The sequence below is a fragment of the Massilia psychrophila genome (assembly GCF_002760665.1).
GTDB lineage: Bacteria > Pseudomonadota > Gammaproteobacteria > Burkholderiales > Burkholderiaceae_D > JAFCUW01.
This window is the reverse complement of the sequence record NZ_PDOB01000001.1, coordinates 313,592-334,141: the sequence shown is the minus strand read 5'-3', so window position 1 is coordinate 334,141 and position 20,550 is coordinate 313,592. Positions and strand designations below refer to the sequence as shown.

General features: G+C 63.4%; 18 protein-coding genes and 1 pseudogene. 9 read left to right on the top strand and 10 right to left on the bottom strand.

The features are described from left to right. The first annotated feature begins 259 nt into the window (after window positions 1–259). Window positions 260–661 (top strand): SWIB/MDM2 domain-containing protein, encoded by a 402-nt coding sequence (locus CR103_RS01585; RefSeq protein ID WP_099914226.1) that lies wholly within the window; start codon window positions 260–262, stop codon window positions 659–661. 135 nt (window positions 662–796) lie between these two features. On the opposite strand, the gene CR103_RS01580 is transcribed toward CR103_RS01585, so the two are convergent. Continuing rightward, window positions 797–1,429: a lytic transglycosylase domain-containing protein gene (locus CR103_RS01580; RefSeq protein WP_099914328.1), complete on the bottom strand. Its 633-nt coding sequence runs from the start codon at window positions 1,427–1,429 to the stop codon at window positions 797–799. Window positions 1,430–1,446: 17 nt separating this feature from the next. Continuing rightward, window positions 1,447–3,192 (bottom strand): proline--tRNA ligase, encoded by a 1,746-nt coding sequence (locus CR103_RS01575; protein ID WP_099914225.1) that lies wholly within the window; start codon window positions 3,190–3,192, stop codon window positions 1,447–1,449. A gap of 202 nt (window positions 3,193–3,394) precedes the next feature. On the opposite strand from CR103_RS01575, the gene CR103_RS01570 reads away from it, so the two are divergent. Further along, a complete protein-coding gene (locus CR103_RS01570; RefSeq protein ID WP_229442599.1) occupies window positions 3,395–4,006 on the top strand; it encodes an RNA pyrophosphohydrolase in 612 nt (203 codons plus the stop codon). 181 nt (window positions 4,007–4,187) lie between these two features. After that, window positions 4,188–4,607, top strand: a complete 420-nt coding sequence (locus CR103_RS01565) for a DUF1841 family protein (protein WP_099914224.1) — start codon at window positions 4,188–4,190, stop codon at window positions 4,605–4,607. Window positions 4,608–4,626: 19 nt separating this feature from the next. Here CR103_RS01565 and CR103_RS01560 read toward each other — a convergent pair whose 3' ends face one another. The 4 genes from CR103_RS01560 to CR103_RS01545 form a co-directional block, all read right to left on the bottom strand. Beyond that, entirely contained in the window at window positions 4,627–6,108 is a 1,482-nt protein-coding gene (locus CR103_RS01560) for an amidohydrolase family protein (protein ID WP_099914223.1), read from the bottom strand. A 67-nt stretch (window positions 6,109–6,175) separates the two neighbouring features. After that, a complete protein-coding gene (locus CR103_RS01555) occupies window positions 6,176–7,318 on the bottom strand; it encodes a helix-turn-helix domain-containing protein (protein WP_099914222.1) in 1,143 nt (380 codons plus the stop codon). 102 nt (window positions 7,319–7,420) lie between these two features. Next, window positions 7,421–7,765: a c-type cytochrome gene (locus CR103_RS01550; protein ID WP_099914221.1), complete on the bottom strand. Its 345-nt coding sequence runs from the start codon at window positions 7,763–7,765 to the stop codon at window positions 7,421–7,423. Between the two features lie 10 nt (window positions 7,766–7,775). Beyond that, complete coding sequence (locus CR103_RS01545) at window positions 7,776–8,114, bottom strand: c-type cytochrome (protein WP_099914220.1); 339 nt, start codon at window positions 8,112–8,114, stop codon at window positions 7,776–7,778. A gap of 175 nt (window positions 8,115–8,289) precedes the next feature. On the opposite strand from CR103_RS01545, the gene CR103_RS01540 reads away from it, so the two are divergent. Both CR103_RS01540 and CR103_RS01535 read left to right on the top strand, forming a co-directional pair. Beyond that, complete coding sequence (locus tag CR103_RS01540; RefSeq protein ID WP_099914219.1) at window positions 8,290–9,168, top strand: AAA family ATPase; 879 nt, start codon at window positions 8,290–8,292, stop codon at window positions 9,166–9,168. A gap of 86 nt (window positions 9,169–9,254) precedes the next feature. Then, a complete protein-coding gene (locus CR103_RS01535; protein WP_099914218.1) occupies window positions 9,255–10,424 on the top strand; it encodes a vWA domain-containing protein in 1,170 nt (389 codons plus the stop codon). A 285-nt stretch (window positions 10,425–10,709) separates the two neighbouring features. Here the strand turns inward: CR103_RS01535 and CR103_RS01530 are convergent. Beyond that, window positions 10,710–11,687, bottom strand: a pseudogene (locus CR103_RS01530) (gamma-glutamyl-gamma-aminobutyrate hydrolase family protein). Between the two features lie 24 nt (window positions 11,688–11,711). Then, window positions 11,712–12,554 (bottom strand): response regulator, encoded by an 843-nt coding sequence (locus tag CR103_RS01525; RefSeq protein WP_099914217.1) that lies wholly within the window; start codon window positions 12,552–12,554, stop codon window positions 11,712–11,714. A 160-nt stretch (window positions 12,555–12,714) separates the two neighbouring features. Between CR103_RS01525 and CR103_RS01520 the strand changes: the two genes are divergently transcribed. After that, complete coding sequence (locus CR103_RS01520; RefSeq protein WP_099914216.1) at window positions 12,715–14,712, top strand: DNA topoisomerase IV subunit B; 1,998 nt, start codon at window positions 12,715–12,717, stop codon at window positions 14,710–14,712. Window positions 14,713–14,856: 144 nt separating this feature from the next. Then, window positions 14,857–17,271 (top strand): DNA topoisomerase IV subunit A, encoded by a 2,415-nt coding sequence (parC, locus tag CR103_RS01515; protein WP_099914215.1) that lies wholly within the window; start codon window positions 14,857–14,859, stop codon window positions 17,269–17,271. 13 nt (window positions 17,272–17,284) lie between these two features. Here parC and CR103_RS01510 read toward each other — a convergent pair whose 3' ends face one another. Then, window positions 17,285–19,420, bottom strand: coding sequence for a TonB-dependent receptor plug domain-containing protein (locus CR103_RS01510; protein WP_229442597.1), 2,136 nt, complete (start codon window positions 19,418–19,420; stop codon window positions 17,285–17,287). Between the two features lie 218 nt (window positions 19,421–19,638). Between CR103_RS01510 and CR103_RS22395 the strand changes: the two genes are divergently transcribed. Both CR103_RS22395 and CR103_RS22390 read left to right on the top strand, forming a co-directional pair. Next, window positions 19,639–19,782, top strand: coding sequence for a hypothetical protein (locus CR103_RS22395; RefSeq protein WP_180279240.1), 144 nt, complete (start codon window positions 19,639–19,641; stop codon window positions 19,780–19,782). A gap of 29 nt (window positions 19,783–19,811) precedes the next feature. Further along, entirely contained in the window at window positions 19,812–20,084 is a 273-nt protein-coding gene (locus tag CR103_RS22390) for a hypothetical protein (RefSeq protein WP_180279239.1), read from the top strand. Here the strand turns inward: CR103_RS22390 and CR103_RS01500 are convergent. Next, a complete protein-coding gene (locus tag CR103_RS01500; protein WP_099914214.1) occupies window positions 20,062–20,544 on the bottom strand; it encodes a hypothetical protein in 483 nt (160 codons plus the stop codon). The genes CR103_RS22390 and CR103_RS01500 overlap by 23 nt on opposite strands. Between the last annotated feature and the right edge of the window lie 6 nt (window positions 20,545–20,550).

Here is a 20,550-nt window from a genome sequence, read left to right as displayed (position 1 = left end):
TAATCGCTCCGATGCCGCTTCCAAGCGCTCGCGGCGCGATAAAAAGCCGGCTGACGGAATCGCTCCGCAGCCGGCTTTTTTTATCGGTTTTCCCCGCCGCGGCGCCCGGGCAAGCACCGGGCGCGCGCATTATTGATTATTTCGCTTGTGTTAGAGTGAAAAACGTTGAAAAAGACTTGCAACAACAGTAAAAGCCCACCAATATAAGCCGTGCGATCAATTGCGCAATTTCCCATGTGTTCGTTAAGGAGGCTTGAAGATGGCAACAGCCAAAAAAACCCCAGCAGCAGCTCCAGCAAAAGCAGCAGCCAAGCCGGCAGCAGCGGCAAAGCCAGCGGCTAAGAAAGCAGCTCCAGCAAAGGCTGCGGCGCCAAAAGCAGCCGCAGCGACAAAAGCACCAGCAGCACCACGCAAGCCGAATGCCGCCTTCATGAAGGCGATGACTCCGTCCGATACCCTGGCCGCAGTGGTTGGCGCAGCCCCGCTGCCACGCACCGAAGTCACCAAAAAAGTATGGGACTACATTAAAAAGCTCGACCTGCAGGATCCAGTAAACCGCCGCATGATCAATGCTGACGACAAGCTCAAAGCTGTCTTCGGCGGCAAAGCCCAGGTATCCATGTTCGAAATGACCAAACTCATTTCCGATCATCTGAAATAAAAACAACCAGGCTCCATCGGCCGAATTGAGAAAGGCCCCGGTTGAAAAACCGGGGCCTTTTGTTTTATGCCTGATTCGCAGTTAATTAATAACTTGGAAACTAAGGGCGTTGCGGATGCTGCACATTTAATCGGATTAGCCACTGGCCAGCGGCGCCAACTCCCACTTCTTCCACGCCGCCAGTACCGCATTCGGATACTCTGGCCGGCCGCGGCTGCCGTTGTAGCGTCCCAGCGCCAGATACAAACTGCCCGCTTCCATATCGATGTACATGCGCAGGATCGCGCAGCCGTAGCGCAGGTTGGTCTGCATGTGGAACAGCTTCCTGCGGTCGCTGTCGCCGATCACCTTGGCCCAGAACGGCATCACCTGCATGTAGCCGCGCGCGCCCACCATCGATACGGCGTACTTGCGGTACGCCGACTCGACCTGGATCAGCCCCAGCACCAGGCTCGGATCGAGACCGGCGCGGGTGGCTTCGTACCAGGCCGTCTCCAAAAATTCGGTACGCGACTGCTGGTCGGGCAGCTTGCGCCTGAGACGCTCGGACATCTCGCCAAGCCATCGCTGGTAGCGCTGGCGCGCCGCCTCGTCGCGAAACACCGGCTGCGGCGGGCGCGCGTCCTTGATGGCGTTGGCCAGCGCCAGGCGCACCGACAGCGCCAGCGCCTCTTCCTTCTGGTTGCCAGCGTGGGCCGGAGCGCCACCTACAACGCCAAGGATCAATGCAAGGGCAGCGGCGAGCAGTACCCGCGCCAGTCGTGTCATGCTTGCCGCAACACCCATCACCGGCCCAGCTTGCCTTTGATAAAGTCGACCATGCCGGCCACCGGCACGGCGGTCGCATCAAAGTCGCGCCGGCCCTGGTACTCGAGGTTGCCTTCTTTGAGGCCACGCTCGCCGATCACCACGCGGTGCGGCACGCCGATCAGTTCCCAGTCGGCGAACATGGCGCCCGGACGCAGGCCGCGGTCGTCGACGATGACGTCGACGCCGGCAGCCGTCAACGCCGCGTACAGGCTTTCGACCTCGGACTTGACCATCTCGCTGCGGTCCATGCCCATCGGGCACAGCACCACTTCGAACGGCGCGATCGCGCTTGGCCAGACGATGCCCTTGTCGTCGAAGTTCTGCTCGATCGCCGCGCCCAGGATGCGGGTCACGCCGATGCCGTAGCAGCCCATCTGCAGCGGCGCCGGCTTGCCGTTCTCGTCGAGAAAAGTAGCCTTCATCTTTTCCGAGTAGGCGGTGCCGAGCTGGAAAACGTGGCCCACTTCGATGCCGCGCTCGATCGCCAGTACGCCCTTGCCGTCCGGCGAGGCGTCGCCTTCGACGACGTTGCGCAAGTCCGCCACGAGCGGCTCGGTGACGTCGCGCCCCCAGTTCGCGCCCGTGAAATGAAAGCCTTCAACGTTGGCGCCGCAGACGAAATCGGCCATGTTGGCGACGGTGCGGTCGGCAACCACGGTGACGGGTTGCTTGCAGCCGATCGGCCCGAGGTAGCCGGGGATGGTGCCATAGCACTCGAGGATCTCCGCTTCGGTGGCAAAGCGGTGGTTCGCCAGGCCCGGCACCTTGGCCACCTTCACTTCGTTGAGCTCATGGTCGCCGCGCAGCAGCAGCATCCAGTTCTCTTTAATCAGCTTGCCCCCCGGTTTGCCGCCCTCTTCCTTCTCGACCGTCAGCGCGATCGTTTTGACCGTGTGCGCCAGGTCGATGCCGAGCAGGGCTGCGACCTGTTCGCATTTGACGGTGCCTGGCGTCGCTGTTTTTTCGAGCGCATGCGCGGCGGCCGGACGGCTGGACGCGATCGGCATCGCTTCGGCCGCTTCCATGTTGGCGGCGTAGTCGGAGGTGGGGCAGTACACCAGCGCGTCTTCGCCGGTGCTGGCGATGACGTGGAATTCATGCGAGCCACTGCCGCCGATGGCGCCATTGTCGGCCGCCACTGCGCGGAACTTCAGGCCGAAGCGGGTAAAGATGGCGCTGTAGGCGTCGAACATGACCTGGTAGGACGCTTGCATGCCGGCCAGGTCGCGGTCGAACGAATAGGCGTCCTTCATGGTGAATTCACGCCCGCGCATCAGGCCGAAGCGCGGCCGGCGCTCGTCGCGGAACTTGGTCTGGATATGATAGAAGTTCAGCGGCAGCTGGCGGTAGGACTTGATTTCCGCGCGCGCCACGTCGGTGACGGCTTCTTCGGACGTCGGCTGGATCACGTAATCGCGGCCATGGCGGTCCTTGACGCGCATCATTTCGGGACCGAATTTGTCCCAGCGACCGGTCTCTTGCCACAGCTCGGCCGGCTGGACGAGCGGCATCAGCATTTCGATCGCGCCCGCCTTGTTCATCTCGTCGCGAATGATCGCTTCGACTTTGCGGATCACCCGCAGACCGGTCGGCATGTAGGTATAGATGCCGGAACCGAGGCGCTTGATCATCCCCGCGCGCATCATCAGCTGGTGGCTGACGATCTCGGCGTCGGAAGGCGCTTCTTTTTGGGTTGAAATAAAAAATCGGGAGGCACGCATATCGATGAATTCTTTTTAAAAAGAGAGAGTTATAATCAATCTAATTTTAAAGGATTAGCTGGTCGATGCGTCCCAATCTTTATACAAATGGGTCCGATTCAACGGTTCCGGCTGTTTTCGCGTGTCGAAAACCCGGTGGGAGCCTGGATTTGTAGGTAAAAATATAAGAAGCATACGCCGGCAGAAAGTTTCGAGGTGCAATATGCTCGACCGTGAAGGGTTTCGACCCAACGTCGGCATCATCCTGCTGAACGCCCAGAACGAGGTGTGGTGGGGCAAGCGGGTGCGCGAGCACTCGTGGCAGTTCCCGCAAGGGGGAATCAAGTACGGCGAGACGCCGGAGCAGGCCATGTACCGCGAGCTTGAGGAGGAAATCGGCTTGCGCCAGGAGCACGTCAAGATTGTGGGACGCACCCGCGACTGGCTGCGCTATGAAGTGCCGGATCATTTCATCAAGCGTGAAATCCGCGGGCATTACCGCGGGCAAAAGCAGATCTGGTTCCTGCTGCGCATGGTCGCGCGCGACAACGACGTCAACCTGCGCCTGACCGACCATCCCGAGTTCGACGCCTGGCGCTGGCACGAATACTGGGTGCCGCTGGACTGCGTGATCGAGTTCAAGCGCGATGTCTACCAGCGCGCGCTGCAGGAACTGTCGCGCTTCTTGACTTGGCCGGCCAATAGCGGCGGCCACCACACCAGCGAGCGGCGCCACACCTCCCGTTACCTGCGCCAGCCGCATGCGCCACGCGTCTGCGCCGAGCAGGAAGCCGGCGGCGAGCCGCAACTGCTGCTGCTGCCCGCCAAGGAGTGACGGCGAGCTGCGTCGACAACCCGGGCCGGCGCTGGATGCGCCGGTTTTCTTTTGCCTGAACACCGGGCGACGTCAATTTCTTGCCAGGTGTCTCGCCAGCATCTGGCCGAGACTTGAAATTTACAATAGCGCTTACAATGGTGGTTGCCCATCTACCGCCATCATTGCCGCCCATATTGCCATGTTCACACCATCCTCCGACGACGTCCGCCGTTTTTTCTGCGAAGCGTTCCGCAAACAGCGCGCCGGCGACATCCTCAGCCCGATGGACGCGATTGCCGTCGACTGGATCGCCGAGCATCCCGAATACGCCGATGTGCTCACCGACGTCGACGCCGCGCTGGCGCGCAATTATTCGGTCGAAGGCGGCGAAGCGAACCCCTTCCTGCACCTGTCGATGCACCTGTCGATTGCCGAGCAAGTCTCGGTCGACCAGCCACGCGGCATCCGCGACGCCTGCAACGCCCTCACCGCCCGCCTCGGCCAGCACGACGCGCATCACCAGATCATGGAGTGCCTGGGCGAGATGATCTGGACCTCCCAGCGCGCCGGCCTGCCGCCGGACGCCGACGCCTACGTCGAGTGCGTGCACAAGCGCTGAGCCAATATCAATCGCGCGGCTATTCGCCCGCGGCCAACTGTGCGCGCGCGACCTGCTTGCCGCCCACCCACAGCGTGACGACGCTGTCGTAGGCGGCGATGTCCTTCAGCGGCGAGGTGCGCATTAACAACAGGTCGGCGTTCTTTCCCTTTTCGATCGTTGCCACCTGCGCGTCGAGCTTGAAGGTGCGCGCGTTGTTGATCGTGGCCGCCTTGAAAACCTGGGCCAGCGACATGCCGGCCGCGTGCATCCGGCGTAGCTCGAGGTTGCCGTTCAATCCAGGCAGGTTGCCGAAGGTAGGCGACGACGGGGTGTCGGTGGCAACGACGATATTGGCGTTCTTGCTGGCCAGGTAGGCGATCACCTGGGCCTGGCGGCGCAGCGGCGCTTCCATCCCTTTCAACGCCACGGCATCAATCTCGCCATCGCCTGCCAGTTCCTCCTTGAACCACTTGCCTTCGGCGCTTTGGAACCAGGCCAGCATCGCCTTCGGCACCACCTTGGCAACGCCCGGGTCGTTCAGATACGCGGGATCGAAATACGCCCGCAGCCCGTACAGCACCTGCATGGTCGGCTGGTAGCCGATGCCCTTGGCGGCGATGTCGTCGAGCAGCGTCTTGATCTGGGCCGGCAATTCGGCCTCATTATCCAGCGCGCCCCAGTGCCACATGCCATGCGCCAGCACGTCGGCGCCGGCGGCGACGGCCGCCGTTTGCGTCTTGAACGAATTGGCATGCGTCACCAGCACCAGGCCGTGGTCGGTGGCCGCCGCCCGCACTTGCGCAAAGACGGCCGGTCCCATCATCGGCAGGTTGCGTTCGCGGCCGAAGCCGTGCTCGATGTGGGTCTTGACGCAGATGCCGCCGGCGCGCTTGACGCGGGCCACGCCGGCCTCCGGCGTATGCGCTTCGGGACGGTACTGCGACGGGATCGACGCCGCCTGTTTAGGGTCGTAAATGAAGTTGTTGAACGTCTCGAAGCGCACCTTTGGCGCCGCAAACGACATCGGATAGCCGTTGGCGAACACCAGCGGCTCGCCGCAATGGACCACTTGCGGATGCAGCGGAGCCTGGTTGAAGCGGTCGATCACGCCACGGTCGGCCAGCGCCAGGTCGATCACGGTGGTGAAACCGTAATACAGGAAAGAGCGCGGTAGCTGGCGGAAATACTGCTGCTGCATCAACGGCTGCGCCGCCGCCTGCTCCGCGCTCATGCCCGGCACGGCGTGCAGGTGGACGTGGGAATCGATCAGGCCGGGGGTAAGGAAGTAGCCTTTGCCGTCGACCAGGGTGGCGCCGGCCGGCTTGCGGGCGCGGGCGCCGCGTTCGACGGCGGCGATGCGGCCGTCCTCGATCAGGACGCTGCCGCGCTCGATCCGGTCGAGCCGTTCGGGCGACACCAGCTTGACGTTGGTGATCCAGATGGCGCCGGAGGCGAAGGCAGGCAGACAAGACAACAGCGACAACGTTGTTGAAAACAGACAGGCAAACAGCAGTTTCATGGCGACTCCGACTCTGATATGGGTGGAAAACCGGCCCAGTGTCACGCCAAACCGGGGGCGCAGCGCCTCACATGATGATTTGGGACTCCGTTGACTCCTCTGAACCGCCGCGAAACTCGCTCGGCGTCACGCCGGCATGCTTTTTGAACACCCGGTTGAGCGCGCTCTTGCTGTTGAAACCGGCGCCCAAGGCCAGTTCGAGGATGGTGGCGCCGGCATGGCGCGGGTCGCGCAACGTCGCCTTGAGCGCGTCGACCCGGTAGCGATTCAGGTATTCCTGGAAATTGGCGCCGCATTCCTCATTGATCAGCTGGGACAATTCGTGCGGCGTCACGGCGACCTGGTCGGCAAGTTGCTCGAGCGTCAGTTCGCCATTCCGGTACAGCTCGTCGTCGTCCATGCAACGCTCGAGCGATGCCAGGAAGCGGGCGCGGTCGGCATTGAGCAGCCGGCTGCTGGCGTAACGGGGTTTTGATGGCAGCGACAGCGGCAGCGGCGCCAGGGCTGGCTCGGCCTGCGGCCGGTAGCCGAGCGGCAGCCGCAGCGCCAGCCAGGCGGTGGCGTACACAAAGCACATCAGGCCGAGGGCGCCGATCGCATCGGCCGACACCGGCAAATCCGGCTCCAGGTACTCCGCCAGCAGCGCGGCGACGCTCAACACGCCGCCAACCAGCCAGACCTGCATTAGCCGGGCCAGCCCGGCGGCCAGCGCGCCGGGCCGGGCGCGCCCGACCAGCCGAAAGCAGACGACTATATAAGTGAAAAACACCACCATCTTGGCCGGCGCCGCCAGCAGCAGGTACCACGGCGGAGCCGAATGGCGCAACATCCACGCGGCCTTGGCGGCGCCCGGCTGCAGGTAAAACGGCAGCAACGCCAGCGTGGCGAGCAAAAACGGCAGGAAGTGCAGGCTGGCGCGCAAGGTGAGCGGGCGCTTGAACAGCATGCTGCCCAAATACAGGTACAGCAGCGGCCCGACCAACAGGCCAAGCGTGGCGATTGCCAGCGCGCTGTGCGGATAGGCCAGGTACAGGTGGTGGAGGCCGAGCCAGGCGTGGCCGATGATGGCGGTGCACGCCAGCAGCAGCGCCGACAGCAGCCGGTTGGCAGCCTTCACTTCGCCCTGGCGCGCGCTCAGCAGCGCCGCGGCCAGGAACAATCCCTGGCCGATTGCGAGCAAAAACATCAAAGAGAGGATGGTCGTGGTCACGGTGATCAGGCTCGCTGAAAAAAAACCTCTTGCACCGACAGCGCCGGTGCAAGAGGATTTTTATGGAAATCGCGTGCCGTCAGCGGACGGCGGCATACAAGGTCAGCGGCGGCCGACCGTCATGCCGGCTGGCAGGCTGCCAAGGTAGGCGGCGATGTCGACGATGTCCTTGTCCGACAGCGGCTTGACTTGGCCGCCCATGATCGCGTTGTTGCGCCCGTACGGGCCATCGCCGCGCTTGTACGCCACCAGTGCGTGCGCGAGATAGTCGGCATACTGGCCGGCGAGCTTCGGATAGCTCGGGTCGATCGGCTTGTTGTAATCAGCGCCGTGGCAGGCCGCGCAGCTGTATTTCTTGGCCAGCGCTTCGCCGCTGGCAATGCTGCCGGCGGCGAAAGCGTTAATCGAAACGACGCCGCAAGCGAGCAAGGTAATCAGTTTTTTCATGAGGCGGTCCTTATTTCTGCACGGTGGCCGGTGACATTTGCGCGTAATACGCTGAAACGTCGGCGATGTCCTGGTCCGACATGCTGGCGGCGATGCCGCGCATCGTCGGGTGCTTGCGGTCACCCTTTTTATAGGCGTTCAACGCACTTTCCAGGTACTTGGCGGATTGCCCCGCGATCATCGGCACCCGGTACACTTCCGGGAAAGTCCCTTTGTAGCCGGAGATGCCGTGGCAGCCGATGCACTGCTCCACCTTGGCGGCTGCAGCCTTGGGGTTTCCAACGATGTCTGCCGCCGCGGCGGCATTGAAGACGCCGGCGAGCACGAGAAGTGCGTAGATTTTTTTCATGGTTGCGATGGTGAGGTGATTATCAGGGCCGGCCGTGCATAAATTACAAGTTGCATCATTAGCTTGCGATTCTAACCCAAGCCGCCAATGCAGTCCAGATTCGCCGCACGCACCCGTCGATGGCGCCCAACTGGCATATACTAAAATAATTTCATTTTTTCCAGCCATCAGACCCATGCATTCAAACCCGCATTCACCTCATGCGCCGGCACCCCGCTTCGAGGGTTCCGACAGTTATGTCGCCACGGCCGACCTGAAACTGGCCGTCAACGCGGCACTGACCCTGCAGCGCCCGCTGCTGATCAAGGGCGAGCCGGGTACCGGCAAGACCATGCTGGCCGAGGAAGTGGCCGCCGCCCTCGACATGCCGCTGATGCAGTGGCACATCAAGTCGACCACCAAGGCGCAGCAGGGCCTGTACGAGTACGACGCCGTGTCGCGCCTGCGCGATTCCCAGCTCGGCGACGAGCGGGTGCGCGACATTAGCAACTACATCGTCAAGGGCGTGTTGTGGCAAGCCTTCACCGCGCCCGAGCCGGTGGTGCTGCTGATCGACGAGATCGACAAGGCCGACATCGAGTTCCCGAACGACCTGCTGCGCGAACTCGACCGCATGGAATTCTATGTCTACGAGACGCGCGAAATGGTCACCGCGGTGCACCGTCCGCTCGTCATCATCACGTCGAACAACGAGAAAGAGCTGCCGGATGCCTTCCTGCGCCGCTGCTTCTTCCATTACATCAAGTTCCCCGACAAGGACACGATGGAGCAGATCGTCAAGGTGCACTACCCGACCCTGAAGCAGGATTTGCTGGCGCAGGCCTTGCAAAGCTTTTATGAGGTGCGCGACGTGCCGGGCCTTAAAAAGAAGCCGTCGACCTCCGAATTTCTCGACTGGCTCAAGCTGCTGCTGGCCGAAGACATCGGCCCGGAAGCGCTGCGCGGCAAAGACACCAAGAGCGTGGTGCCGCCGCTGCACGGCGCGCTGCTCAAGAACGAGCAGGACGTGCACCTGTTCGAACGCCTGGTCTACATGTCGCGCACCAACCGCTAGCGGCACACGCCTTGAACCGCATGGCCCGGCATCGAACCGGCCCTGCACGACCGCCTGCAACCTCACGCGAAATGCGCTAATTTTTTATGTTGATCGATTTTTTCTTCACGCTCAAGGATGCGAAGATCCCGGTGACCATCAAGGAATTCCTGACCCTGCTCGAGGCGATGGAAAAGAACCTGATCGGCCAGTCGATGGACGACTTTTACTTTTTGGCGCGGCTGGCGATGGTCAAGGACGAAGCGCACTACGACAAGTTCGACCGCGCCTTCGCCCAGTATTTCAAAGGTATCAATGGCGCCTTCGAAACCGATTCGGCCATCCCGCTCGACTGGCTGCTCAAGCGGATGGCGCGCGAGCTGACTCCCGAGCAAAAAGCGGCGCTGGAAAAATTCGGCTACGACAAGCTGATGGACCGTTTGACCGAACTGCTGAAGGAACAGAAGGAGCGCCACGAAGGCGGCGGCAAGTGGATCGGCACCGGCGGCACCTCGCCATTCGGCAACGGCGGCACCAATCCGGAAGGCATCCGCATCGGCGGCGCCGGCGGCAACCGCACCGCGGTCAAGGTGTGGGAACAGCGCGCCTTCAAGGATTACGACGCCGAGCGCGAACTGGGCACGCGCAACATCAAGGTGGCGCTGCGGCGCCTGCGCAAGTTCGCCCGCGAAGGCGCCGAGGACGAACTGGCGCTGGACGCCACCATCCGCGCCACCGCCAGCAACGCCGGCTACCTCGACATCAAAATGCAGCCCGAGCGCAAGAACAAGATCAAGGTGCTGATGCTGCTCGACGTCGGCGGCAGCATGGACGACCATATCGCCCGCACCGAAGAACTGTTTTCGGCTGCCAAGACCGAATTCAAGAACATGGAGTTTTTCTACTTCCACAACTGCGTCTACGATTACCTGTGGAAGAACAACCGGCGCCGCAACGCCGAGCGCTTCCCGACCTGGGACATCCTGCGCAAGTACCCGGCCGACACCAAGCTCATTTTCGTCGGCGACGCCACCATGAGCCCGTACGAAGTGCTGCAGCCGGGCGGCTCGGTCGAATACAACAACGAAGAAGCCGGCGCCGAATGGCTGGCGCGCTTCTGCCACGCCTTCCCCAAATTCGTCTGGCTCAACCCGGAGCCGGAGGGCGTCTGGCAATACCGCCAGTCGATCTCGGTAATCAAGCAGATCATGAACAACCGCATGTTTCCGCTGACGATCGACGGGTTGGAACGGGGCATGCGGTTGTTGAGCAAGTAGCGTATTGACTGCTATCACGATCGCGCCGCGATTCAATGTCGCTAGAAGCAAGACCGTCATCCTCGCGCACAACCTCCGGGGTCAGTTCCGACATTCGGACACGCGCACAACCTCGGGGGTCAGTTCCGACATTCGGACACGAGCTCGGCACTAACGCTGTTGGCTCATGGTTAAGGGTCAGCCTCCGGGGTCAGTTCTGACATTCGGACACGAGCTCGGCACTAACGCTGTTGACTCATGGTTAAGGCAGAGGCCGTGTCCGAATGTCGGAACTGACCCCTGGGGTTAAAATCGGGTATCGCGGGCGGCGCGCAAGAATTCGTCGAGGATCGGGGTGCAGTCGAGCAAATCTTGGCCGCCGGCGCGGTGAAATTCGGGATGCCATTGCAGCCCCATGACGAAGTCGGCGCGCTGGTAGCGGATCGCCTCGATGACGCCGTCCGGGTCCGACATCGCCTCGATGCCGATATCGCGCCCGAGTTCCTTGACCGCGTGGTGGTGGATCGAATTGACGACCGGCCTGCGCTGGTTCTGAAACATTTTGCCCAGCGACGAACCGGGCGGGAACACGATGGCGTGGCGGTGGGTGTCGTAATCGGTATGCCCGTGCGCCAGCGCGTCGGGCAGGTTGCTGGCGACGTCCTGGTACAGGCTGCCGCCAAAGGCCACGTTGATCAGCTGGCAGCCGCGGCAAATCCCCAGCACCGGCTTGCCGGCATCGACAAATTCGTGCAGCAGTTCGAGTTCGTACAGGTCGCGCGCGCGGTCGCCGCCCCATTCGGGCCGGGTGGCCGCCTCCGAATACGTCTGCGGCGAGACGTCGGCACCGCCTTGCAGCACCAGGCCGTCGAGATGGCGGGCGTAGTGGCGCAAGGTGATATTGCTGGGATGCAGTAAGCCGTTGGTGTTCACCGTCGGCACCATGAACACCAGCACGTCGCGCGACATGACCCATTAGGCGATCGATTCTTCGAGGTATTGCAGATTTTTCGAGCGCAGGCCGACCGAGCCGGCTGCGGGATGGAAGATGCGCGCCGATACGCCGATCTTGAGGGTGCGGCGCATAAAATCGCGGCTGAAGCGATCGCGCAGGGCGCGGCGGTCGGGTACGCGGTCGGGTCCGTCCTGCCCGGGCGTCGCGGCACGGCGCTCGGCGCCTGGCGATATGGGCTTGTCTATATCCAGCGTGACTGCAATATAGCTCGGCAATGCCCGCGCACGATTAAAATTTGTAACAATGGCGTAACGGATCGGACGACGCATCGGGCGCCGGTCGCTTGCCCGGCTTCACGGCAGCGACATCAGCCTCTTGATCGCCGAGTACAGGTGGCGGTCGGCCACTGGCTTGTCGAGCACGCCGCGCACGCCGACCTTGCGCCCGCGCGGCGCGTCATAGCTGAAATTAGGGCCGACCAGGAACATCACCGCGGTGCGGTGGGCCGCCGGCAGGCATTTGACGTCGGCGCACAGCCGGTAAGGGTCGATCCGGGGCGTCGAGGTGTTAATCATCAGTACCGACACCGCCGTCTCGTCGCACAGCAGCACGGCGGCGCCGGCGCTGTCGGTCCATTCGACCGACAGGCGGCGCGCGCCGAACACCTCGGCAACGTGATCGCGAAAGGCGCCGCCCTTGTCGACGATCAGGATGGCGCCGCACGGGCTCTCCTGGCGGCGCTGCTGGTACAGCAGCGGATCGCCGACATCGAGGTCGACGCGCGGATGACGGCGCCGCTCGATCATCGGCGCCACCCCGCGCGCGCTCAGCAGCGCCAGCGCCTGCGCCCGCTTGCCGATCAGCCCGGCCAGCAAGTGGTGCATGCGGCGCGCATCCAACGCTCCCGTATCAACCGTACGCAGCAGGTGCGGGAAGGGAAATGCTGGCGCGGCGGCGTTGCCGATCAACAGGGCCGGGGCGACATCGGTCGGGTTGACGCCGGCCAGCGTGGCCATCGCCAGCAAGTCGTTGCCATTGGCGATATACAGATCCGGCTCTTGCAAACTGTCGTCCAGCAGGCAAAAATACGACGGTCCGGCCGGCGGCGCCAGCGCCAGCGTGGCGCAGACCTCGGCCGCTTCTGCCGCGACAAAGCCGATCAGGCGTACCGCAAAAGGATATTTTTGAGAATGCATTTTTGACACCGGAAGACGTTGCGCCGGCGCTTAACGCCAGCCCACCGTGAGAATCTAGCGACAAAAGCGGCCATTTGCAAGCAGAATCATTCTCTGCAAACCGCTTCCTTTTCCGTCCGACAAGATAGAATGCCCAGGCATCCGCTCATTGAAAACCAGTATGGCCACTAAAAAACCCGCATCCGACTATAGCGAATCATCGATCCGCGTCCTCAAGGGACTCGAGCCCGTCAAGCAACGCCCGGGCATGTACACCCGCACCGAGAATCCTCTGCACATCATCCAGGAAGTGATCGACAACGCCTCCGACGAAGCGCTTGGCGGGCACTGCAACCACATCGGCGTGACGATCAACGTCGACGGCTCGATCACGGTGGAAGACGACGGCCGCGGCATCCCGGTCGGCCTGCATCCGGAAGAGCAAGTGCCGACGGTCGAAATCGTGTTCACCCGGCTGCACGCCGGCGGCAAGTTCGACAAGGGCTCGGGCGGCGCCTACGCGTTTTCCGGCGGCCTGCACGGCGTCGGCGTGTCCGTCACCAACGCGCTGTCGTCGCGCCTCGAAATCACCGTCTGGCGCAAGGAAAGCAACGGCAACGGCCTGCACCACATGGTGTTCGCCGACGGCGACGTGATCGAGCCGCTCAACTCGCGCCTGGCCCCGCGCGACGGCAAGAAGTCCGGCACCCGCGTCACCGCCTGGCCGAACCCGAAGTATTTCGATTCGCCGACCATCTCGCCGCTCGAGCTGGCGCGCCTGCTGCGTTCGAAAGCGGTGCTGCTGCCGGGCGTGACCGTCACCCTCACCACCGCCAAAAGCGGCGACGTCCAGACCTGGAAGTACGACGAAGGCCTGCGCGGCTACCTCAACGAGATGCTGGCGCAAAGCTCAAGCGGCGACACCGTGATCCCGGTGTTCGAAGGGGCGCAGTATTCGACCGGCGAAACGGACGGCTTTGCCGAAGGCGAAGGCGCGGCCTGGGTGGTGGCCTGGACCGAGGAAGGCGGCGTGGTGCGCGAATCCTACGTCAACCTGATCCCGACGTCGAACGGCGGCACCCACGAATCGGGCCTGCGCGACGGCCTGTTCGGCGCGGTAAAAAACTTCGTCGAGATGCACTCGCTGCTGCCAAAAGGCGTCAAACTGCTGCCCGAAGACGTCTTCGCGCGCGTCTCGTTCGTGCTGTCGGCAAAAGTGCTTGACCCGCAGTTCCAGGGCCAGATCAAGGAACGCCTCAATTCGCGCGACGCCGTGCGGCTGGTATCGACCTTCACCCGGCCGCCGCTCGAAGTGTGGCTCAACCACCACGTCGAATACGGCAAGAAGCTGGCCGAACTGGTCATCAAGCAGGCCCAGTCGCGCCTGCGCTCGCTGCAAAAAGTGGAGAAGAAAAAATCGTCCGGCGTGGCAGTGCTGCCCGGCAAGCTGACCGACTGCGAATCGTCCGACATCGGCCGCAACGAAATCTTCCTGGTCGAGGGCGACTCGGCCGGCGGCTCGGCCAAGATGGGGCGCGACAAGGAATTCCAGGCGATCCTGCCGCTGCGCGGCAAGGTGCTTAACTCGTGGGAAACCGACCGCGACCGGCTGTTCGCCAACAACGAGATCCACGACATTGCAGTGGCGATCGGCGTCGACCCGCACAGCCATGGCGACTCGCCCGACCTGTCGGGCCTGCGCTACGGCAAAATCTGCATCCTGTCCGACGCCGACGTAGACGGCTCGCACATCCAGGTGCTGCTGCTCACCTTGTTTTTCAAACACTTTCCGGCGCTGTTCGCCAACGGCAACATCTGCATCGCCCGCCCGCCGCTGTTCCGCGTCGACGCGCCAGCGCGCGGCAAGAAGCCGATCCAGAAGCTGTACGCCCTCGACGCCGGCGAACTGGTGGCGATCGAAGACAAGCTGCGCAAGGACGGCGTCAAGGAAGGCGCCTGGGGCATTTCGCGCTTCAAGGGTCTGGGCGAGATGAACGCCGAGCAGCTGTGGGAAACTACGATGAACCCGGACACCCGGCGCCTGCTGCCGGTAAAGTTGGGCCAATTCAATCACGTCGATTCGTCCGCGCGCTTCAACATGTTGATGGGCAAAGGCGAAGCCGCCGCCCGCCGTGCCTGGATCGAAGAGCACGGCAACGAAACGGAAGCGGATATTTAAAACAACGGGGTCAGACCCGTTTTTTCGCAACCGATCAACGCAAAAACCCGTTAAATAATGGGGTCAGACCCGTTTTTTTGAGACTGCTTAACGCAAATATCCGAATAAAAAACGGGTCTGACCCCAAATTGAACTGAAATAACTATGTCATCACAAGCTACCCTGTTCGATGTTCCGCCCGCGCCGCCGGGCGACGGTGCTCCGCCACCGCCTCCGCATGACATTGCACCGCCGCCACCGCCACCACCTGAAGACGACGGCGAATCGCTGACGCTGTCGACCTTCGCCGAGCGCGCCTACCTCGACTACGCCGTCTCGGTCGTCAAGGGCCGCGCGCTGCCGGACGTGTGCGACGGCCAAAAGCCGGTTCAGCGCCGCATCCTGTACGCGATGAACGATCTTGGCCTCGGCCCGACGGCCAAGCCGCGCAAGTCGGCGGCGGTAGTCGGCGACGTGCTCGGCAAACTGCACCCGCACGGCGACCAGTCGGTCTACGACGCGCTGGTGCGCATGGCGCAGGATTTTTCGCTGCGCTACCCGCTGATCGACGGCCAGGGCAATTTCGGCTCGCGCGACGGCGACGGCGCGGCGGCGATGCGCTACACCGAAGCACGCCTGACGCCGATCGCCCGCCTGCTGATGGACGAGATCGGCCAAGGCACGGTCGACTTCCAGCCGAATTACGACGGCTCCACCATCGAACCGAAAACGCTGCCGGCGCGCCTGCCGATGGTGCTGCTCAACGGCGCCTCCGGCATCGCGGTGGGACTGGCCACCGAGATCCCGTCGCACAACCTGACCGAAGTGGCGCAGGCGGCGGTGGCGATGATCCGCAACCCGAAACTGACCCACGCCGAACTGATGGCGATCATCCCCGGCCCGGACTTTCCGGGCGGCGGCCAGATCATCACGCCGGCCGGCCAGATCGCCGAGATGTACGCGAGCGGGCGCGGCAGCATGAAGGTGCGGGCGCGCTGGAAGATCGAGGAACTGGCGCGCGGCCAGTGGCAGGCGGTGGTCACCGAACTGCCGCCGGGCACCTCGTCGCAGAAGGTGCTCGAAGAAATCGAAGAGCTGACCAACCCGAAAATCAGGATGGGTAAGAAAGCGCTTTCGCCCGAACAGCTGGCCATGAAGCAGACCATCCTCGGCTCGCTCGACACGATCCGCGACGAATCGGGCCGCGCCGCGCCCGTGCGGCTGGTGTTCGAGCCGAAGTCGAAAAACCAGGACCAGGGCGAGTTCATGCTGATGCTGCTGGCGCATACCTCGCTCGAGTCGTCCAACTCGATCAACCTGGTGATGATCGGCGGCGACGGCCGCCCGCGCCAGAAAGGCTTGTCCGACATCCTGCGCGAGTGGATCGAATTTCGCTTCATCACGGTACGCCGCCGCACCGAATTCCGGCTGACCAGGGTCGACGACCGCATCCACATCCTCGAGGGCCGCGAAGCGATCCTGCTCAACATCGACAAGGTGATCCGCATCATCCGCGAGGCCGACGAGCCGAAGGCGGCGCTGATCGAAGCATTTCGCCTGTCCGACCGCCAGGCCGAGGACATCCTCGAGATCCGGCTGCGCCAGCTGGCGCGGTTGGAAACCATCAAGATCCAGCAGGAGCTGGCCGAACTGCGCAAGGAAAAAGCCACGCTGCAGGACATCCTCGAGAACCCGTCGACGATGAAGCGCGTGATCATTCGCGAAATCGAGGCCGACGCCAAGGCGTTCGGCGATGCGCGCCGCACCGTGATCGAGGAAGCGCAAAGGGCGGTGTCGGAGCAGAAGGTGGTCGATGAAGCGGTCACCGTCATCGTTTCGGAAAAAGGCTGGGTGCGCGCGCGTACCGGCGTCGGCCACGACGTCGCCCAGTTCACCTTCAAGGCCGGCGACGCGCTGTACGGCGCCTTCGAATGCCGCACCGTCGACACCCTGCTCGGCTTCGGCGACAACGGCAAGGTGTACTCGGTGCCGGTGGCGGCCCTGCCGGGCGCGCGCGGCGACGGCGTGCCGATCACCACGCTGGTCGATATAACAGGCGGCGCCCCAGGACAGGCCGTACGCATTCTTCACTATTTCGCCGGCAATGCCCAGACCCAGCTGGTGCTGGCGACATCGACCGGCTATGGCTTCGTCTCGAAGGCAGGGGACATGGCAAGCCGCCTCAAGGGCGGCAAATCGTTCATTACCCTCGACGCCGGCGCCATCCCGCTGCCGCCGCGCATGGTTGCCGAAAAAGCCAGCGCCGTGGCCTGCCTGTCCGAAAAGGGACGGTTGCTGGTGTTCGGCATGGATGAAATGAAGGTACTCACCAACGGCGGACGGGGCGTGATCCTGATGCACCTCGAACCGAAAGAAAAGCTGCTGGCGATTCAGCCAATCACGCAGAAAGGCGTCAACGTCATCGGCACCTGGGCCGGCACCAAGCCGCGCGTGGTCGAGCTGTTCGCGTCAAGCCTGGAGCCGCATTTCGGCAAGCGCGCATTGAAGGGCAAGGCGCTGGTGCAGAAGGTGAAGGTCGTAACGCTGGCGATGCGCACCACCGAGTCGGACGCCGGCTGATCTACGCGGCCGGTCAGAACGATTGCTCCAGTACCAGCCGTGCCAGCGCCGCCCCTTCGGCAGTGCTGGTGCGGCGAAGGCTGCCACCGGCGCTGGCATAGAACTCGGCGCTGCGGCGATCCTGGGGCGGCAGGTTGGCCGCGCTCATGCGCAACTTCGTGCGCGCATTGATTTGCCACACCGCGTAGATATCGAGCACGCATTGGGCTGCCCTGTAGCTGCTCATTTCAATCGAGGACGTGGTGGTGGCCGCGCCCTGATACGTGGCGTTGAAACCGGCGCTCCAATGGCCGCCGGGACGGTAGTCGAGTCCTACATTGGCGCTGAACGGCGTCTGGTCGGCCAGCCGGTTATACGGTCCGGCAACCGCGTCGAGGCGCGACCACGCGCGCGTCAGGTTGGCGCGCAACTCCAGCGCCGACGCCGGCAACCACCATCGCAGCGGCATCTTCAGGTCCAATTCGATGCCGTGCGTCCTGGCCGCGCCCGCATTCTCGGGCCGCGCGACCCAGGCCGCGCCGTCCAGGTACAGGCGGCGCAGCGTGACGTCGCCGATGCGCCGCGCAAATCCGGATACGCTGGCCATGCCGCCAACGCCGAAATATGTTTCGTACGCCAGGTCGAGCCCCCAGCTCAGTTCCGGGCGCAAGGCGGCATTGCCTTCCTCGTCGGGATTGGCCGCGCTGTTATTGTTGTTCATCGTGTAGCGCCGCGGCACCAGGTAGCGCGTCAGCGGCGCCTTGTAGGTACGCGCCAGCGCCAGCCGCACCTGATCCTTGGGCCGCGCCGGCAATTTCCATAACAGCTGCGCCGATGGACTGAACACGCTGTAGCGATTTGCCACCCGGTCGAAGTCCTTGCCGTCGGTGGCGCTGCGCACGCCTTCCCAACGCAGCCCGAGGTAGCTCTGCAATTGCGGCGACATCTGCCACTCGTCCTGCGCGAACAGCGCCATGCGCTGCACCCTGGCAGTGTAATCCTGGTCCAGCACCACGGCGGCGCTCTGCGACAGCCGGCTATCGGTCTGCAGGCGCGCCTCGCCACGCGTCACCAGCGCGCCATCCCAGCCGATTCCCAGCGCGTGATTGGCGCCCAGCGGTGCGGTAAATTTGCCACTGATGCCGACACTGTCCTCGTCCACGCTTGAGTCGACCGCGCGCAGCAGGGCGCGCACGCCGTCCGGCCCGGCACCGTCGAAGACATAGGCAGACCTGCGGCGGCTGCCATTGAACACTGCCTTGGCAGTGAGTTTGCCGTCTTCGCCGATGCGGTGCGTCCAGCCGACGTCGCTGCGCAGCGAGGAAACGCGCGAACGCAACGCCGCGCGATTGTCCGGGAAAGCGCTGGGCGCGCCGAACAGCGTGTCCTCGCGCTCGCCGGAATGGCTGTCGACCCGGCTCAAGCCGATCAAGTTTTGCCAGGTCACGGCGTCGCCGTTCTCAAACGCCCAGGTCAAACGCGGTGCGAGGTCGAGCCGGTCGTCGTTGCCGCGGTTGTAGCGGTCGAAGCGGCGCAAGGCGATCGGCGCGCCGCCGGCGGCGCGCATGTCTTCGTCAATTTGCTGAGGAAAGTCAAATGCCCTCCTTGCCAGCGTCGCCCCAAACGTGTACGACAGCGCCCCGGCACGGTCGCCAAACTGCAGCGACGCGGTCGGGCTGGTACGTCCGCGCTCGAGCGCGGCGCCGGCCTTGGCCTCCCGCGCGGCTTTGGCGACGACTTTGCGCAGCACCAGGTTGATGCTGCCGGCGATGGCTTGCGTGCCCTGCTCGGCCGTGGCGCTGCGCAGTATTTCGATCCGTTCGACCATGTCGGGCGAAATTGAGGCGATCGAAAAGCCTTGCGGCGCCGGGTCGCCATTGATCAGGATGTGCGTGTATCCGGCGCCGAGGCCGCGCATGCGCACTTCGCCGTCCGTGACCGAAATGCCGGGCTGGCGCTTGAGTACGTCCGCCAGGTTGCTGTCGCCGAACTGCACGATGTCGCCGCGCGCGACGACGATCTTCGCCACGCTGCTGTCGCGGCGCAAGGCCACGCTGCCGGGGCCGCTGATCTGGACCGACGGCATCGGCGCCGCGCTCTCTTGCGCCAGCGCCGCGGCGCACAGGGCACTAAAAAATACACAGGATAGTACTTGCTGCAGACGTGGCATTGCGAACGCTTTCGGTAATTGATCGACAACAGTCGGCAGTGTGCCGCGTCCGGCGCCGTTTGAACAGCGGGAAAGTGACGAAACGCCGGTATGCCGTGACGAAGACCGGGCCGGGCCGGGCCGCGCTGTCGCAAAACGCCCGCTGGTATACTTACGGCCAATGAATCGCCTGCCCATCGCCTGCAAGATCCCTGCCCCGCGCCTCTCTAACCGACGGCGTGCACAAGGGCGCTCCAGGGAGCTACCTCGACATGCTGGTCAGCGTATCGAATCCGGCCAGCGCGCAGGCGTCGCTGCGCACCGAATTGCGGGACGAGCGCTTCCTGGTCGAGATCCGCATGCCGCTCGCCGCACGGGGCTAAGCCGGTGCCGATGCGCGTACTGATTGTCGATGACGAGGAGCCAGGCCGGATTAACCTGCGCTACGCGCTGGCACCACATCGCCAGTTCACCATCGTCGGCCAGCCTGGCGGTCGTCGGCGAAGGCAACTACCTGCTCGGGTTGCACTGCGGCGCCGGGATGGCGGTCAGCGCGCGCTATGTCCCGTCGGTCAGGGCGGCGAACATGCATGAAAACCGCGCGCCCATGAAACAAGGACAGCTCGCGCTGTCCTTGTTTCATGCCCTGTGCTGCAGGCTGATTACTTGCCGGCTGCTTTCTTGACGTCGGCAGCTGCTTCAGCTTTCTTTTCGACCGTCTTGCTGTGCGCGACAGCTTTGTCGGCTTTGGCTTCGACAACCGCTTTTTCGACTTTGGCATCGGCCTTGATGACAGTCTTGTCGGCGCTCAGGTCGGCCTTGGCGACTTTGGCATCAGCCTTGCCTTCCGCTTTCATCTTGTCGGCTGGAGCAGCTTTGGCGACGTCGGCGGCTGCATCGGCGTGCTTTTTGGCGGCCGTGGCGTGTGCCTTGGCTTTTTTGCTGTCCGCTTTGGCGGCGGCCTTGGCGACGCTTTCGTCAGCTTTGGCGACGTCTTTAGCTTCAGCAGCTTCCGCTTTCACAACGGCCTTTTCGCCTTTTACGACAGCTTTGGTCACAGCCGGGGTGGCGGCTGGAGCAGGCGTTTGTGCATAAACCGAAGTAGCAAACAAACCAGCGATCAGGGCAGCGAGTACTTTATTCATGGTGTT